General features: G+C 57.8%; 16 protein-coding genes. 7 read left to right on the top strand and 9 right to left on the bottom strand.

The features are described 5' to 3' along the window. Positions 1-26: 26 nt before the first annotated feature. Positions 27-614, bottom strand: coding sequence for a common pilus major fimbrillin subunit EcpA (locus tag ACE3MN_RS21165; RefSeq protein WP_004133763.1), 588 nt, complete (start codon positions 612-614; stop codon positions 27-29). A 152-nt stretch (positions 615-766) separates the two neighbouring features. Further along, a complete protein-coding gene (locus ACE3MN_RS21170) occupies positions 767-1,309 on the bottom strand; it encodes a helix-turn-helix transcriptional regulator (protein ID WP_004133765.1) in 543 nt (180 codons plus the stop codon). Between the two features lie 926 nt (positions 1,310-2,235). Between ACE3MN_RS21170 and phnC the strand changes: the two genes are divergently transcribed. The 4 genes from phnC (at position 2,236) to phnE (ACE3MN_RS21190) (ending at position 5,863) form a co-directional block, all read left to right on the top strand. Beyond that, a complete protein-coding gene (gene phnC / locus ACE3MN_RS21175; RefSeq protein WP_024359099.1) occupies positions 2,236-3,078 on the top strand; it encodes a phosphonate ABC transporter ATP-binding protein in 843 nt (280 codons plus the stop codon). Between the two features lie 23 nt (positions 3,079-3,101). Next, the gene (gene phnD / locus ACE3MN_RS21180; protein WP_029669800.1) at positions 3,102-4,043 is read left to right on the top strand and encodes a phosphonate ABC transporter substrate-binding protein; all 942 of its coding nucleotides are present in this window, start codon (positions 3,102-3,104) and stop codon (positions 4,041-4,043) included. Between the two features lie 69 nt (positions 4,044-4,112). Continuing rightward, entirely contained in the window at positions 4,113-4,985 is an 873-nt protein-coding gene (gene phnE / locus ACE3MN_RS21185) for a phosphonate ABC transporter, permease protein PhnE (protein ID WP_004132516.1), read from the top strand. Continuing rightward, positions 4,982-5,863: a phosphonate ABC transporter, permease protein PhnE gene (phnE, locus tag ACE3MN_RS21190; RefSeq protein WP_004132520.1), complete on the top strand. Its 882-nt coding sequence runs from the start codon at positions 4,982-4,984 to the stop codon at positions 5,861-5,863. The genes phnE (ACE3MN_RS21185) and phnE (ACE3MN_RS21190) overlap by 4 nt, the downstream gene beginning before the upstream one ends. 144 nt (positions 5,864-6,007) lie before the next feature. On the opposite strand, the gene ACE3MN_RS21195 is transcribed toward phnE (ACE3MN_RS21190), so the two are convergent. Further along, positions 6,008-6,670: an HAD family hydrolase gene (locus ACE3MN_RS21195; RefSeq protein ID WP_004132522.1), complete on the bottom strand. Its 663-nt coding sequence runs from the start codon at positions 6,668-6,670 to the stop codon at positions 6,008-6,010. A gap of 214 nt (positions 6,671-6,884) precedes the next feature. Further along, the gene (locus ACE3MN_RS21200) at positions 6,885-7,694 is read right to left on the bottom strand and encodes a sulfite exporter TauE/SafE family protein (protein WP_375364166.1); all 810 of its coding nucleotides are present in this window, start codon (positions 7,692-7,694) and stop codon (positions 6,885-6,887) included. Between the two features lie 100 nt (positions 7,695-7,794). On the opposite strand from ACE3MN_RS21200, the gene ACE3MN_RS21205 reads away from it, so the two are divergent. Next, complete coding sequence (locus ACE3MN_RS21205; protein WP_004132526.1) at positions 7,795-8,592, top strand: AraC family transcriptional regulator; 798 nt, start codon at positions 7,795-7,797, stop codon at positions 8,590-8,592. A gap of 7 nt (positions 8,593-8,599) precedes the next feature. Here the strand turns inward: ACE3MN_RS21205 and ACE3MN_RS21210 are convergent, their stop codons facing one another. The 3 genes from ACE3MN_RS21210 to ACE3MN_RS21220 are packed head-to-tail and all read right to left on the bottom strand — an operon-like array spanning position 8,600 to position 12,719. Then, the gene (locus tag ACE3MN_RS21210) at positions 8,600-10,387 is read right to left on the bottom strand and encodes an aryl-sulfate sulfotransferase (protein ID WP_004132528.1); all 1,788 of its coding nucleotides are present in this window, start codon (positions 10,385-10,387) and stop codon (positions 8,600-8,602) included. Between the two features lie 23 nt (positions 10,388-10,410). Continuing rightward, a complete protein-coding gene (locus ACE3MN_RS21215; protein ID WP_004132530.1) occupies positions 10,411-11,154 on the bottom strand; it encodes an ABC transporter ATP-binding protein in 744 nt (247 codons plus the stop codon). After that, a complete protein-coding gene (locus tag ACE3MN_RS21220) occupies positions 11,151-12,719 on the bottom strand; it encodes an ABC transporter permease (protein WP_064371484.1) in 1,569 nt (522 codons plus the stop codon). The genes ACE3MN_RS21215 and ACE3MN_RS21220 overlap by 4 nt, the downstream gene beginning before the upstream one ends. A gap of 222 nt (positions 12,720-12,941) precedes the next feature. Here ACE3MN_RS21220 and ACE3MN_RS21225 point away from each other — a divergent pair, with 222 nt between their 5' ends. Next, positions 12,942-14,009 carry an ABC transporter substrate-binding protein gene (locus tag ACE3MN_RS21225; RefSeq protein WP_024359105.1) on the top strand — a complete coding sequence of 356 codons (1,068 nt, stop codon included), beginning with the start codon at positions 12,942-12,944 and terminating at the stop codon, positions 14,007-14,009. Here ACE3MN_RS21225 and ACE3MN_RS21230 read toward each other — a convergent pair. Continuing rightward, entirely contained in the window at positions 14,006-14,950 is a 945-nt protein-coding gene (locus ACE3MN_RS21230) for a LysR family transcriptional regulator (RefSeq protein WP_004132534.1), read from the bottom strand. The genes ACE3MN_RS21225 and ACE3MN_RS21230 overlap by 4 nt on opposite strands. Positions 14,951-15,280: 330 nt before the next feature. On the opposite strand from ACE3MN_RS21230, the gene ACE3MN_RS21235 reads away from it, so the two are divergent. Beyond that, complete coding sequence (locus tag ACE3MN_RS21235) at positions 15,281-15,844, top strand: C40 family peptidase (protein WP_004099299.1); 564 nt, start codon at positions 15,281-15,283, stop codon at positions 15,842-15,844. A gap of 53 nt (positions 15,845-15,897) precedes the next feature. Here ACE3MN_RS21235 and phoE read toward each other — a convergent pair whose 3' ends face one another. After that, the gene (gene phoE, locus ACE3MN_RS21240) at positions 15,898-16,950 is read right to left on the bottom strand and encodes a phosphoporin PhoE (RefSeq protein WP_004129421.1); all 1,053 of its coding nucleotides are present in this window, start codon (positions 16,948-16,950) and stop codon (positions 15,898-15,900) included. Positions 16,951-17,062 lie beyond the last annotated feature (112 nt).

Raw genomic sequence — 17,062 nt, forward strand, 5'->3', positions numbered from 1 at the left:
ACCCCCTGCCTGGTGCTACGAGAGGATCAGCTGGTCCAGGTCGCGTCGAACTGTACGCTGACGTCACCGCTCCAGATACCTTCCGGCAGGGCGCTGTAGTCAGTGACAGCCGTAGAGCCATTGGTCGTGCCGCTGATGATGGAGAACGTGAAGCCGTCCTGAGCGGTAGTACGACCCGCAACGTTATAGCCGTTAGACAGCGCGCTGAGGTTGCCGCCCAGGATGCCCGCCGCGGTGTCGATCATGGTGGTGTCAGCCGTTTTTTCGACCGCAGCGCCGTTGTAGTCAACGCCCACGCTCAGGGTGGAACCAGAGGTATCCAGCTGAGTCAGGGTGTTGGTGATCAGACGAGAGGTCAGTTTGAATGCGGTCGCGGTGGCGTCACCTTCGATAGCCACATCAAACAGGCCTTTCTGTGAGTTAAAGCCTTTAATCCCTTCGGCATACTGGAAAGCCAGGCTGCCCAGCGGAGTCACCACCAGCTTGCTGGTAGTGTCTTTTTTGGCGGTTGCGGACCAGGTAGCGACTGCCTGAGCAGTAACGTCAGCTGCCTGAGCGACACCCATACCGGCAAACGCGGTTACCAGAGCAATTGCAAGAACCTTTTTTTTCATAGCTTTTTCATCCTGAGTTTATTAAGGGACCTGATGTCCCACGTCTGTGTGCATTTCCCGCCATAGTTCAGGCCGCATAATGTTTATTGCGGCGAAAATTATTTTGGGGTTACGACCTGGTGCACAATTTTAAAATTAACGTCTATTACTAATTACAGCGCGAGCTTATATATCTTTGAATACAGTTTCGCCTCGGCATTTCGCCGATGGGTATAAACCGTTTTCACACTACAATTTTCAATTTTGGCGATAGATTTTGGATGCATTCCCTGCGCCGTCATACGAATTATCTTCATTTCCCTGTTGGTAATTTTGTCTTTCTTTATATCTTTGCGTAGAAAACGACCATTAATAACGTATGCCAGCTCCTGACGAATATCTTTCGTTAAGTCGACATAAACCACGCCACGAATAGAGCCATTGTAATACCAGTAATTGGCCAGCGCTTCCGAGCGCCTTGCGGCAATTAATACAATTTGTTTGCCTTTCATTTCAGCCAGCCACTCATTATCGCGGCGGATAAAATAGTTCAGCGAACTGGCGCTAAGATTAATAAATACAAATTCCCGGCGTACCTTTTCAAGTGACAGGTAAATTAAGTTATCGATATCAATAATTAGCTCAGCGAGTCCTTTAAGAAAATAACTGTCATGCGCTGGCCAAATGCACTGATCCAAAGAATATTTATAATCCATATAAAGTTAAACCCCATAGTCCTGGAAATCTTGAACGTATCACAACACTGCTGATAGCCCAGGCCTGCAAAGTCTAAGTCAGCAAATTCCCTCTTTAATATATTCAACCCAAAACTCAAAATAGTATTGCTTGAGACAAAGAACGCTAAATGACTTGCTTGTTTCTTGTGTTATCAAATTTAGGATTTTTCGCTATGTGTGTCAATAAGTGCTCTGAGGGCTAATTACCGAACAGGTCAATTTAAGCCAAAACAATAAAAATAAGAATATTGAGTTAAAAACAAAAGGCATTTATTTTCATAGGGTTATTGTGACTGCGTACGGGGATTCTTAAGTGAATATTATATGTTCCAGGATCTTAGCCATTATCAGTTAAGACTATTCTTAATGAGGGTTTCATTCGAAAATGCAAAAAAGTCAAACAAAGTCAAAAAATAAGAATATAATGCCAATAATCAACACAAAGTCAGTGGTTAATTCCATTAACTGGCGTAAATAATGAAATTACACGCCGCACAAAAGGCCTGGTCGCCGACTAAAAATTTATCGAGGTCAATCGTAATCAAGCACGAAAAGATTAACTATTCGGTTAAACCGACTCAGCATGAAGCCTGGCACGAACATCCTGAATGATGCCTCTGCGCCCAAGGCGGTAAATTTCCCCCGCTAATGTCGCATACAACGCCTTATCTTTATCAGAGGAAATACGTATCATTATTAATCTCATTGCCAAAGCGTATTAAAGGTAGCAGACCCTGCGCGAATTCCCGCTTGTGGATACAAAAGTGTGAGCCCTGTCGGGCTTTTTCGCCACCCACTACCCCAACTCTTGCGTCCGTTCACTATTTTTTCGTCTTACTGTCATCCGGCAGTCATATAAAACACCATTAATAGTGCCCAGTTGACTGACGAACCTGGACGCATTTATGAACAGTTCTCTGGCTGCGGTTGCAGAAACCGAGTTTCAACCGTTTACGCCCCCCTATACCGACCGGCAACGCAAGGTCCTGAGCGTACGTAACCTGAGCAAATCCTGGAACGCGCAGCAAACCGTCCTGGATAGCATCAGTTTCGATCTTCATGCGGGCGAACTGGTTGGCGTGATTGGCCGTTCCGGCGCCGGTAAATCGACGCTTCTGCACCTTCTGAACGGCACCCATAGCGCCAGCGGCGGCGAGATCCTGAGCTTCCCAGAAGTGGGGACGCCGCAGGACGTATCAAAGCTGTCAGGCCGCGCGTTAAACGCCTGGCGCAGCCGGTGCGGCATGATCTTTCAGGATTTCTGTCTGGTCCCGCGCCTCGACGTTTTGACCAACGTGCTGCTGGGGCGCCTGAGCCAGACTTCCACCCTGAAATCCTTATTCAAAGTCTTCCCCGACGCCGACCGCGCCCGCGCGATCTCCCTGCTGGAGTGGATGAATATGCTGCCGCAGGCGCTACAGCGGGCGGAAAACCTCTCCGGCGGCCAGATGCAGCGCGTGGCCATTTGCCGGGCATTAATGCAAAACCCCGGTATTTTGCTGGCCGATGAACCGGTCGCGTCTCTTGACCCGAAAAATACGCAGCGAATTATGAATGTCCTGCGCGAAATTAGCGAACAGGGCATCAGCGTAATGGTAAACCTGCATTCGGTGGAGCTGGTGCGTGAATATTGCACGCGGGTTATCGGCGTGGCCAAAGGCCAGATTATTTTTGACGACCATCCCACGCAGCTGAATCAGGAAATTCTGCACCGGCTGTACGGCGATGAAATTAGCCAATTGCATTAAATTTCACTCACACGGGCAAAATAATGAAAAAGTACATCACTGGCGCAGTTCGTTTATCCGCAGCGGTTGCAGGCATTATGATGGCGTGGCAGGCAGGCGCTGCTGAACAACCGAAGGAATTAAATCTGGGCATCCTAGGCGGTCAGAACGCAACGCAGCAAATTGGTGATAACCAGTGCGTTAAACAGTTTCTCGATAAAGAACTCAACGTCGATACGAAGTTGCGTAACTCGTCCGACTACTCCGGCGTGATTCAGGGATTGCTGGGCGGAAAAGTTGACGTCGTATTAAGCATGTCGCCGTCGTCGTACGCTTCGGTTTATATTAACAATCCTAAGGCCGTCGATATTGTCGGGATTGCCGTAGATGATAAAGACCAGTCCCGCGGCTACCACTCGGTGGTGATTGTCAAAGCCGACAGTCCGTATAAAAAGTTAGAAGATCTGAAGGGCAAAGCCTTTGGCTTCGCCGACCCGGACTCCACTTCCGGCTTTTTAATTCCGAACCACGCCTTTAAACAGCAGTTCGGCGGCACCTCGGATAACAAATATAATAACTTCTTCTCCAGCGTGACCTTCTCCGGCGGCCACGAGCAGGACATTCTGGGGGTGCTGAACGGCCAGTTTGCCGGCGCGGTGACCTGGACCTCCATGGTCGGCGACTATAACAGCGGCTACAGCGTCGGCGCCTTTAACCGCCTGATTCGCATGGATCACCCGGATTTGATGAAGCAAATTCGCATTATCTGGCAATCGCCGCTGATCCCGAACGGTCCGATCCTCGTCAGCAATGCCCTGCCGGCGGACTTTAAGGCCAAAGTCGTTACCGCGATTAAAAAGCTCGATACTGACGATCACGCCTGCTTTATCAAGGCGATGGGCGGTACTCAGCATATCGGCCCGGGCAGCGTGGCTGATTTTCAGCAGATCATCGATATGAAACGCGAGCTGGTTAGCGCGCGTTAATCCCGCCCCTGACGCCGCCGCCCGCGGGCTATCGCGGGCAGCGGCGACTCGTTGAAGACACCGCGACGCATGAATAACACCCATACCGAATTCGAACGCTATTACCAGCAGGTCCGCTCGCGACAAAAGCGCGATACCTTGAGCGGATCCCTGCTGCTGCTGGCGCTCTATTTTGCCGCCGGCAGCATGGCCGAGTTTAATCTCTTTACTATCTGGCACTCGCTGCCCAACTTTTTCGACTACATGTTTGAGACGCTGCCGACGCTGCGCGTCGCCGACCTGTTTGCCGATTCGCATACCAAAGGTTCGCTGGCTTACTGGGGCTATCGTCTGCCGATACAGCTGCCGCTGATCTGGGAGACGCTGCAGCTGGCGCTGGCGTCCACGCTGGTGGCGGTGGCGATAGCCACCCTGCTGGGGTTCGTTGCCGCCAGCAACGCCTGGTCCCCTGCCCCGCTGCGGGTTGCCGTCCGCGTGCTGGTGGCTTTTCTGCGCACCATGCCGGAGCTGGCGTGGGCGGTCATTTTCGTGATGGCTTTTGGTATCGGGGCGATACCGGGCTTTCTGGCATTGATGCTGCACACCATCGGCAGCCTGACCAAGCTGTTCTATGAAGCGGTGGAGAGCGCCCAGGATAAACCGGTGCGCGGCCTGGCCGCCTGCGGCGCGTCGCATCTGCAGCGTATTCGCTTTGCCCTGTGGCCGCAGGTGAAACCTATTTTTCTCTCCTACGGCTTTATGCGGCTCGAAATTAACTTCCGCTCCTCAACGATCCTCGGGCTGGTGGGCGCGGGCGGCATCGGCCAGGAGCTGATGACCAACATCAAACTGGATCGTTACGATCAGGTCAGCATCACGCTGCTGCTGATTATTATCGTGGTATCGCTGCTGGATATGCTGTCCGGCCGCCTGCGGCAGTGGGTTCTGGAGGGAAAAAAATGAATCAGTGGCAAAAACAACCGGATATCGCCGCCAGCCGCCGCCAGCATCGGCATTTATATCAGGCCCAGGGGCGCTATCTGCGCTATGTCGGCCTGCTGGCGCTGGCCAGCGTGCTCTATTATGTCTGGTTCTTTATGCAGTTCGGCATCAGCGGCGGGCAGCTCGCCGCCGGGCTGCAGCAAATCAGCCGCTATCTACTGCGGATGTTCGTCTGGCACGACTTTTTCAACTGGCCGTTTCGCTATTACTTCACGCAAATCGCCATTACCCTGGCGATTGTTTTCGCCGGGACGCTTACCGCAACGGTCATCGCCCTGCTGCTCTCGTTTCTCGCGGCGCGCAACATTATGCGCGGCGTTGTTCCGGGGCTCATCGCCCTGCTGATGCGCCGCCTGTTCGACGTGCTGCGCGGCATCGATATGGCTATCTGGGGGCTGATTTTTGTCCGCGCCGTTGGGCTCGGGCCGCTGGCCGGGGTGCTGGCGATTATCATGCAGGATACCGGGCTGCTGGGCCGTCTGTATGCCGAGGGGCATGAGGCGGTTGACCGTTCGCCGGGACGCGGCCTGACGGCGGTGGGGGCGAACGGTTTGCAGAAACATCGCTTCAGCATTTTTACCCAGTCCTTTCCGACGTTTCTGGCGCTCAGCCTGTATCAGATTGAATCGAATACCCGTTCCGCTGCGGTACTCGGTTTTGTCGGCGCGGGGGGCATCGGCCTGATTTATGCGGAAAATATGCGCCTGTGGAACTGGGACGTGGTGATGTTTATTACCCTGCTGCTGGTGGCGGTGGTGATGGCGATGGATACGCTGTCCGCCTGGCTGCGCCGCCGCTATATCGGCGGCAGCGCGGTGCCGCTGTTTAAAGCTGGTTAGTTTTTTCCCGGGTCGCGCTGCGCTTCCCCGGGGGGCCTGATATCGCGACATTCCCGGAGGCGGCGCATTGCGCCTGTCCAGGCTACCCAAACTGCACGAAAAAGTAGCCCGGGTAAGGCATTTACGCCGCCACCCGGGGGAAAATCACAGCCGCCACGCCAGCACCGGCCACCGGTGCTGCGCGTTCGCCGCCGCCAGCTGCGGGCAGGGATTGACCAGCCGTACGCGATCGGCGCGCAGGCACAGCGGCAGATCGTTAATCGAATCGGTGTAGAAGGTTATCTCACCCGAATAGTCGGGATGGGCCGCCAGCCACAGCTCAAGGCGCACGACTTTCCCCTGCTGATAGCTCGGCGTACCGGCAATCACGCCGCTATAGCCGCCGTCGGCCATCACGACGTCAATGCCCAGCGCCTGCTCGATGCCCAGCTCCGCCGCAACTGCCTGTACCAGCAGGCTGACCGACGCCGAGATCACCAGCATCTGCTCGCCTTTCGCCTGTAAAGTCCGAATCAAATCCCACGCCTGCGGATACACACGCGGCATAACCTCTTCGCGTACGCAGCGCGCCAGCAGCGCGTCCACATCCCGCTTTGCCACGCCAATCAGCGGCGCCTGGATCAGGGCCACGTAATCGGCGATATTCATTTCGCCGCGGTCGTAGTCCTCCATCAGCCGCGCTTCCCGCGCCAGGTAATCGGGATCGTTTACCCAGCCCTCGCGCACCATAAAGCGGCTCCACAGCGTACTGCTGTCTCCCTTAATTAACGTATTATCCAGATCGAAAATGGTCAGCGTTTTACCCATCGTTTATTTTCCCTTATCGGCCACGGCGCCTCGCGAGAGCATGCGCAAGAAAAATGACAGCAGAATGACCCGGACAAAACGCCCGAGATTCACGCATCAGTAAGGCTTTTTCCCGGGTCGCGCTGCGCTTATCCGGGCTACAGCTCTACCGCCATTTGCCGAACGGTAGCCCGGACAGGTGCGCAGCACCGCCTCCGGGAAGCAGCTTCCCTTTTCACCCCCACACGCTCATCACCAGCAGCACGGCAATCAGCAATAGCGGATAAATTCGCACATGCCAGCGATCCGGTAAACGCGCCAGCCAGCGGGAGGCGATTTTTAATCCCAGCCAGCTTCCCGCCACCAGCTGCGCCGCCGCCGACAGCCAGATATTGCCGACAAACCCAGCCGGCAGCGCCACCGGCGACAGCCACGCCATCACCAGCCAGGTGAGCGTCGCCGTTGCCGCCAGCGGCAGCGTCAGGAGGTTGGCCATCGCCGCGGCTTCAGACATCAGCACGCCGCGACGGCGCATCAGAGGAACCGTCATCACGCTTCCTCCGACGCCGAGAAAAGAGGCGATCAGGCCAATGACGCCCCCTACCGTCAGCTCATGGGGCGCCGTCGGCACCACCCGGCTGGACGGCGGCGTCATAAATCCGGCGCGAAGGTAGCAATCGATAATGGTCGCCAGCAGGTAGATAACGAACAGCCAGCGGATCCACTCGCCGCTCACCTGAAGCGCCAGCATCGCGCCCGCCGTTCCGCCCACGGCAATGCCGGTGAGGATCGCCCATAAGCGGCGCCAGCGGAGGATACCGGTACGCGCGTGCCGCCAGGTCGCCAGCAGCGCTGAACAGAGCATAACCAGCGCCGAGGTGGCGACGGCGATCTGCATCGCCTGCTGCCCGACGGCGCTTTGCGCCCCCCAGCCGCTGGTTGCCAGTAAATAGAGCAGCGGGACAGTAACGAAACCGCCGCCGAAGCCAAAGAGCCAGGTCGTGATGCCGGAAAGTATGCCGCACAGAAAAAGCCAGTCGCTCATTGGAACGCCTCCACAAAAGGAGGTAACGATATAGAATAAGGCTATGGCCGGCTTACGCTTTAAAGCCAATCTATTACGAATTTCAGCCAGGGCTACACTTATGCGCAACGTTGCGATTAATGACGTCGACCATCTTCCTCGCCCGGTACTGGCGCTGGGTAGCGACTATCCGCCCAATACGCTGCTGGAGCGCCACAGCCACCGCCGGGCGCAGTTTCTGTACGCCATGCACGGATTAATGAAGGTCGAAACCGATGACGGCCAGTGGCTGGTGCCGCCGTTCAGCGGAGTCTGGATCCCGGCGACGAAACCGCATCGCGTCTGGATGCCCGGCGTCAGCACCCACAGTCTGTATATTGACGCGCGGGACGCCCCGCGGGAAAGCGAGCGCTGCGAGGTCTTACAGGTCTCCCCGCTGATCCATCAACTGCTGCTGGCCGCCTGTCGGCTACCGCTGCTGTATGAAGAGAGCGGGCGCGATGCCGCCCTGATTACGCTGCTGCTCCATGAACTGCGCGCCGCCGCGCCGCTGCCGATGTTTACGCCGCTTCCGCAGAATAGCCGCCTCGCCGCGCTATGCGCCGATTTTCAGCGCCAGCCGAGCATCCGCAGTACGCCGCAGCAGTGGGCGCAAAAGCTGAGTAAAAGCGTACGCACGTTTAATCGGCTATTTCGCCGCGAGACCGGGATGGCGTTTTGCGACTGGCGCCAGCAGGCATGCCTGATGTACGCCATGACGGCGCTGCGTGAAGGGAGTTCGGTTACCGAAGTCGCGCTAAGTCTGGGCTATGAGTATCCGGCCGCCTTTACCGCGATGTTCCGCAAAGCGATGGGCTATTCGCCGATGGCGTTTATCCGTCAGATAAACGGCGGACCGGCACACGCCAGTCCGCCGTAGTCGCGGATTATCCGGCTGCGCGATTCAGCCAGTCAAACAGCGTGTCCACCGAGAGCTGCGCAGGCGCGCGCAATGCTAGCTGCCCCGGTTTAATCAGCAGCAGCGTCGGCAGGCCGCGCACGCCGAGGTCGCTCGCCAGCGCCTGATGCCGGTCGGCATCCAGATAGCGCGTATCCAGTTGAGCAATTCGCGAGCTGAGTTTTCCCTGCGCCAGCAGCTGCCAGAGCTTGCGGCAGTGCACGCAGCGTTCAGCGCCAACGAACAGCAGCACCGGCCGTTCGCTCTCCAGTTCGCTCGCCGCGCCGATCGGCGTGAACGCGCTTTCCGCGACGCGGAACAGCTTCGGACTGCGGCGCAGGGTATCGTTATCGGTTGCCACGCACAGCGCATCGGCGCTTTTACTGTACGGCTGCACGCCCGCCACCCGGACCACGCTTTGCGCCGGTCCCGCTGCCGCCGCGCCGGGCTGGCGCAGGGTTCGTACATCGACCGCCGCAATCGGCGTCTCCTGCGGCTGCGCCAGCTGCGGGATCCAGCCGTAGGGAATGCGGTAGGCGCGATAGACCATATTGTTGTTCAGCGTCTTACCCCAGAACGGCGAAATATATTCCCAGACAATTTCGTGGTCGCGGGTCACTTCAAAAATGCGCCCGTTCGATCCTTCGTTAATCAGGGTATTGCCGTTTTCCAGGCGCTGCATGTTGCTGATGTACGGACTGTAAAAGCGGTACGAATCGGTCGGCTGCGGTAGATCCGCTTCATAGGGCGAGTAGCGCCATTCGATATCGAGGGTCAGCGGGTTGATCTCCAGGATCCGGGAGTAATCGCGCCAGGCGTTTTTCACCCCGTCCGTCGACGCCGGATTCGGCGCGCCGTATCCCGCCCAGCCGCCGTTATCGAAAATCAGGATATTGCCCGCGCCCGGCAGCCCCTGCGGGATCATATGCGCATGGTGCTGGCCGATGATCCAGCCGATGTGCTTCAGCTCCGGCTTGCTGTAGTCCGGGCCCAGCTGCCAGACGATCTTGCCGCTCTGTTTATCGATAATGGCGATAACGTTGGATTCACGGGCGTCCCAGATAATATTGTCGGGATGAAAACGTTCATCGCCGGCGTCATACCACTTATTCGGCCCCAGCGCCGACATCGAGTTGATATGCATCCAGTCGCCCATTCCGCCGCCGCTGGCGCGCATGTTCGGGTTGTTGTACAGAGCGGTGCGCGCCGCATCGTCAAAGCCTAGTTCGTGAAAATGGTCGCTGCAGCGCCACTCCCACACCACGTTGCCCTGCCAGTCAACTTCAATAATGGTGTCATCCAGCAGCAGCTTGTCGGAGATCGCTTCATTGACCAGATTGGTGTGGGCGAGGATCAGGGTATTGCCGCCATCCACCTGCGGCTCTAGCCCCGGCGCGTAGTAGCCCACCGGGTTGCCCGCACGCTGATAGTCATGATGCGCGCGCGCCATCCAGCGCGTTTCATTGCCCGGATCGCTCACCTGCTCATAGCGATCGAATTTCCAGGTGACGTTGCCTTCCCAGTCCACCTGGATCAGATCGAGCATATCCTGCATGCCGTAGCGCGGGTCGCGCTCGCCGCTATGGCCAAGGATTGCGCCGCCGGGCAGGATTTTATTGGGAAAGCCGTGCAGTTCAGGCCATTCGCGCACCACGCGGCCGTTCATATCCACCAGCACCGCGCCGTGTTCGGTGGCCTGGAAAAGGGTGTAGCCGCTCCAGGCGCGCGGCGGATCGTAGAGGGTGGCGCCGGTCGGATAGACGGAAGGATGTCCCATATATTGCTCCTTAAATAAAAGAATCAGGCAGTGGTAATCAGGTTACGAATCTGGCGGCAGGCGGCGCTAAACGAAGCATCATCGCGCTGGCGCGGATGGGGCAGCGCCAGGCTCACCACTTCCCGTATCCGCCCCGGACGCGGCGAGAGCACAACGACCCGGTCGGCCAGAGCGACGGCCTCTTCCACATCGTGCGTCACCAGCAGCGTGGTGGTTCCCGCGCGCTGGTGGATCTGTAAAAGTTCCTGCTGCAGGGTGTGACGCGTCAGGGCATCCAGCGCGCCGAAAGGCTCATCGAGCATCAGGATCTGCGGACGGGCCACCAGGCCGCGGGCAATGGCCACCCGCTGGGCCATCCCGCCGGAGAGCTGCGCGGGTAGCGCGTTGGCGAATTCGCTGAGCTGCACGCGTTCCAGCATTTCCAGCGCCCGCTGGCGCTTCGCCGCCCGGCTGAGCTTTTCATCCGCCAGACCGAGCATCACGTTGTCGAGCACGTTAAGCCACGGAAACAGCCGCGGCTCCTGAAACACAATGCCGCGCTCTTTGCCCACGCCGGTGACCGGCTCGCCGTTGATGCGAATCTCCCCCTGGGTCGCTGACTCCAGGCCCACCAGCATCCGCAGCAGCGTCGATTTACCGCAGCCGCTGCTGCCCACCAGCGCCACCAGTTCACCGGCGGCGATATCCAGGCTGAAATTCTGTAGCGCCGTTACCTGTTGCCAGGATTTACGCACGTGGCGAAAAGAGACCAGAGTCGAAGAGGTCATAGCTGCTCCTGTTGGCGCCAGCGGGTGACGCGCATTTCCAGTAAACGTCCGGCTTTATCCAGCGCCGCGCCGGTGATACCGACCAGCACCATGCCGCAAAGAATGGTGGGCATATCCAGCAGCTGCTGGGCATTGATCATCAGGCTGCCGATGCCAACGCCGGAGGACATGAAATATTCCGCGCCGATATTGCCAAGCCAGGCGTAAATCAGCGCCAGCCGCAGACCGGCGAAGATCCCCGGCGCCGCGCCGGGAAGAATGACTCTGCGCAGGCGCGCTACTTCACCTAACCGCAGCACTCTGGCGACCTCATCGAGCTGCGGGTTGCGCTGGAGCACGGCCTGCCGGGTGCTAAAAAACATCGGAAAGAACGACGCCAGCGCGATAAAAACGATTTTGCCGCCGTTATCGTTGCCCACCCATGCGGTCAGCAGCGGCAGCCAGGCAAACAGGGCGATATGGCGCAGCACGTTGAGCGTAGGGGTGAAGATTTGCCCGGCGCGCGGGCGCAGCGCCAGCAGCAGTCCGCAGAGCAGGCCCCCCGCAATCCCCAGCACGCCGCCGACAAAGGCCCGCCCGAGGCTTGCCAGCATCGCCGCGGTCAGCTCTCCGCTCAGGGCGCCCTGCATAAAGCGCGTCGCCACCGCCAGCGGCGAAGAGAACAACGCGCCATCGATCCAGCCCCACTGGCTTGCCAACTGCCACAGCGCCAGCAGGACCAGCGGCAGCTGCAGCGCCCGCCAGCTGGCCTGCGGTTTCCACGCCAGGCGTCCGGCGGCTGGCTGCGGCCAGAACACCAGACGGGCACAGGCGCGGTTCGCCGCCCACTCCATCAGCATGCCGCTCAGGCCAACCACCGCAATGGTGACGAAGACGATATCCAACTGAAACAGCTGACGGCCCCAGACCATCAGGTAGCCAATGCCTTCCGAAGAAGCCAGCAGTTCGACAACGATAAGCGATACCCAGGCCTGGGACAGCGCCAGACGAAGGCCGGTAAACCAGCCCGGCAGGCTGGCCGGGATCTCCAGCCAGCGCAGCCGCTGCCAGCGGGAAAAGTTCATCACCCTTGCGGCTTCGCTCAGGGTCAGCGGCACGCCGGCCACCGCCTGCTGCGTATTAATGGTCATCGGCACCACGGTGGTTTTGACGATAACCGCCAGCTTGAGGCCGTTATCAATGCCGAACAGCACCATAAACAGCGGGATCCAGCCGAGCGTCGGGATTTGCGCCAGGGCGTAGAACAGCGGCTCCACGCGCTGCGCGGCGGCCGGGACCAGGCCGAACAGCGCGCCGAGCAGCGTGCCGGCAGTGGCCCCCAGCAGCAGGCCAAGCGCCAGATGCTGAAGGCTGAATCCCCACTGCGCCAGCAGGTCGCCGCTCAGCAGCGATAGCGCGGTATCGGCAACCACCGACGGCGCGGGCAAAATTTGCTCCGGCATCCATCCTTCGCGAGCGGCGACGTACCACAGCAGCAGCAGTAACGCCGGCAGCAGCCACGGCCAGCCGTTAAGCCTGAAGCCCGGCCTGGCTGGGGCATCGGTTCTTAAGATCATCTGCGACATATCGGTCCACTTTTCGGCAAGTTATGTCGCTATCAAAACGTGACTTCCCCTTCGCCGCCATTGCGTAAGGCGAATAATCCCGATGCATCGAATGCATTTCAGCCTGCCGGGCGCGCGGCGTCTGATTTAGCTTTTTTTCACCCAAGCTTGGCGAATAAAAGCATTTAACACGCGGCCCGTGGGCTCTTTAGGGTGAGAAAAAACTCAAGGGAGCAACACGTTATGATGAAAGCATTTTTTAGCCGCACCTTGCTGGCGCTGGTGGCGGTCATTGGCCTGGCGGCAAGCGCCCAGGCCGAAGCGCTGCGCACTATCCGCATCGGCGTGCCGGACCAGAGCGCGGGCAGTAAACCCTTTATTGAGGGGCCGGTCGGCATGGCGTTTATCCGCCATCAGCTGGAAGAGGTGTTTAAACCGCAGGGCGTGGAAGTACAGTGGCAGTTTTTCAAAGGTGCCGGTCCGGCGGTCAATGAAGCGTTAGCCAACCGCCAGCTGGATTTTGTCTATCTCGGCGATCTGGCGGCGATTATCGGTAAGGCCAATGGCCTGCCGACGCGCCTGCTGCTGGGCAGCCGCGGTTCGGAATCTTATCTGGCGGTGACCAAAGCCTCGGGGATTAAAACCCTGACCGATCTGCAAGGTAAACGAGTGGCGGTTTATCGCGGTACGGCGGACCAGCTGGCCTTTGACCGTGCGCTGCAAAGCGCTGGCCTCAATGAGCGCAGCCTGCAGGTCATCAATCTTGACTGGAATGCCGGCAAAGCGGCGCTGGCGGCCGGTCGCGTCGATGCGGTGTGGGGCGGCGTTTCGCTGCTGGCGCTGCGCGGCGATAAGATTGATGTGGTCGTCAAAAGCGGCGATTCCGGCCGTCAGAACACGACTCAGGCGGGATTCCTCGGCACGCAGACGTTTATTGACGCCTGGCCGCAGGCGACCCAGCAGATTATTAACGTGCTGGTGAAGAACGCCGCGGAAATCAACGACCCGGCTAATCGCGACGCCTGGTCCGCCGAGATGGCGCAGCAGAGCCAGATCCCGCAGGCGCTGTTTCTCGAAGAGCTGCAGCCGCAGGATCTGAACTTTACCACCTCGCCGCGTATCGACCCGTTCCTGACCGACAGCTTTAGCAGCAGCGTCGATCAGGCGAAATCAGGACGCCTGATCCGCAGCGCTTTTGACGTCAGCCAGTGGGTGGACGGCCAGTTTGTCGAGCAGGCACTGAAATCCCTGCGCCTGGAAAACCGCTGGCCACAGTACGACGCCAAAGGCCTGGCGAAAGACGCCGGTTAACCTCCCTCCTCCTGCGCCAGCAGCTGCAGCTGATGCTGACGATCGGTATGAAGGATAATCTCAATCAGCTTCTCCACCAGCGGCGGCTGCGCCGCGTGAACCGGAGAGATAATGGCAAACCGGGTCTGCATCAGCCGCCACTCCTCAGGCAGATCGCTGAGCTCCAGCTTAACCAGCCGATGGCTGTGCTGGCACAGCGCGAAGCCGTCCTCGCTGGCAAAGCTAATCGCGTTGGTCTGCGCGAGGGTGGCAAGCAGCGCGTAGATATGGTCGCACTGAATCGCCGGGGTAAAGTCCTGCTGCTGGCTGAGTGTCGCCAGCACCTTGCGCACGCCCGGCGGCAAATAAGGTGCCGCAAAGGGGTAGCGCAGCATCGCCTGGATAGAGACCGGCCCCTGTTTGGCCAGCGGATGGTCGGCATGGCAGACGAAAAAGCAGCGCTGCGGGCTGAGCGGCTGAACGCGCAACTGCGGGTCGAGCTCGGCCTGCCAGCTGTCGGCGACCACAAAAGGGTAAAGCTGGGAGTTCAGCGCCTGATGCAGCGCCAGCCAGTTATCAATCTGAAAGCGCACCCTCGCCTGCGGTAAAAGGCGATGAAACCCGCCGACGGCGGCCGGAATCAGCCTCGCGGCAGGGGCCGGGCCGCAGCCAAAGGCGACCTCGCCGTTTTGCGCATCGTCCGCTTCGCGCAGCTGGCTGCTGAGCTCCACGTTCAGCTCCTGAAAGCGGCGGGCGTAGGGCAGCAGCTTTTGCCCGTGCAGGGTGAGCGTCGGTAGCTTACTCTGGCGGTCGAATAAAGGATGGCCGACGCTCTGCTCCAGCGCCTGAATGCTGCGGCTGAAGGCCGACTGCGACAGGCACACCGCCTCCGCCGCGCGATTAAAACTGCCGTATTCAACTAGCGCCACAAAGTTGCGCAGTTGGCGAAAATCCAGATGCATTGGCCGCCCCACTCTCTCTTTTAGGCTACAAAAGTACTGGAGCGCAGCCAGGCGGCGCAATGCCGGGATGATGAGGATTTTTCACCCAGTACGGAAGCCGAGTAGGCGTCCAGCATTCGGATAGTTGTGAAATATTGTTTCACGAAGAAAAAAATTATTAACATGACAGGTTCGTTTTTTGCCATAAATAATCAGCGTTAATTATCACTGCGCGAACCGGCCTATATTATTTACGTAAGGTTTCGTAAATTTTGCGTTTGGTCATTCTGAGGCCGTAGCGAATCGGCTATAAAATATCACGGCCCGTTTTCAGTGACGAAAAACAATGATATGAAGCCCAGACTCTCTCACGCGCTACTATTTGTTCCTTTTTTGCTTTTGGCAGGATGTTCATCCTCATCAAAACCGCATAAAACCGCCGCCCAGAGTAGCCACTCGACCATTGACGGAGGTTCTGACGATCTGATCCCGGTGATCGCCGCGCTGCACGATCAGATGCATACCTGGGAGGGAACGCCCTACGAATGGGGCGGGACGGAGCAAAGCGGCGTCGACTGCTCCGGGTTTGTCTGGCGTACGCTCAAAGATCGCTTCAACTTGCCGATGGAGCGCATCACCACTCGCGAACTGCTGCACATGGGCGAGCGCGTAAGCCCGCGCCAGCTGCGGCCGGGGGATTTAGTTTTCTTCCGTATTAAAGGCGGCATGCACGTCGGCTTCTATGATACCGACCGTAATTTCCTTCACGCCTCCACCAGCCAGGGCGTGATGCGCTCTTCGCTGGATAATCCGTACTGGCAATCGGTATTCTACCAGGCGCGCCGTCTGCCGAAGGAATATAACGCCCAGATAACGATGAATAACGATAATCTGCATCTGGCGAAAAACCGTTAATCACAAATAATAAAGCCGCCCTGTTACCACGGCGGCTTTATTGTCGAGAAGACTTAGAACTGGTAGGTCATACCGACAGCGACGATATCGTCATCGTTGATCCCGAGCTTATTATCGCTCTTCAGCTGGTTGATTTTATAATCAACAAAGGCGTTCATGTTTTTGTTGAAGTAATAGGTCACGCCAACATCAATGTAGTTGACCAGGTCTTCGCTTCCCACGCCCTCGATATCCTTGCCTTTTGACAGCACGTAGCCCAGGGACGGACGCAGGCCGAAGTCGAACTGGTACTGCGCCACGGCTTCAAAGTTCTGCGCTTTATTGGCAAAACCGCCGCTGATTGGCGTCATTTTGCGGGTTTCGGAGTACATGGTCGCCAGGTAGATATTGTTGGCGTCATATTTCAGGCCGGTCGCCCAGGCTTCCGCTTTTTTACCCGTACCGCGGGCCAGCAGGTTCTGATCGTTCGTACGGTCGGAGCTGGTGTAGGCCGCGCTGACGGCGAAATCGCTGCCGCCGAAGTCATAGCTTAACGCGGTGCCAAAGCCGTCGCCGTTCTGTTTTTTAGCTTCACGGCCTTCGTTTTTGCCCTGGTACTGCAGAGTCAGATCCAGGCCATCCACCACGCCGAAGAAGTCGGTATTGCGGTAGGTTGCCAGGCCGCTGGCGCGTTTGGTCATAAAGTTATCGGTCTGCGCGGAAGAGTCGCCGCCGAATTCCGGGAACATATCGGTCCAGGCTTCGACGTCGTACAGCGCGCCGAGGTTACGACCGTAGTCAAATGAACCGTAGTTTTTGACTTTCACCCCGGCGAACGCCAGGCGCGTTTTCTGCGAAGAGTCGCTTTCGGTTTTGTTGCCGGAGAACTCCGATTCCCAGCGGCCGTAGCCGGTCAGATCGTCGTTAATCTGCGTTTCGCCTTTGATGCCGAAACGAACGTAGGTCTGGTCGCCATCTTTGCTGTCATAGTCGCTCATATAGTGCATCGCTTTGACTTTGCCGTAGACGTCCAGTTTATTGCCGTTTTTATTATAAACTTCTGCCGCCTGGGTAGCCGAAGAAGCAATAAGACCCATCATCATTAATGCCAGTGAGCTCTTTTTCATTATCTAGTCCTGGTGATTTATTTATACGCGCTAATCAATTCCGGGCGGAAGCCCTGTCAAAAACTGCAGGTTTTTTAACGCTCTAATATTAAAAATTTATGACAACATGGAA

The organism is Klebsiella grimontii, from assembly GCF_042137965.1.
Taxonomy (GTDB): domain Bacteria; phylum Pseudomonadota; class Gammaproteobacteria; order Enterobacterales; family Enterobacteriaceae; genus Klebsiella; species Klebsiella grimontii.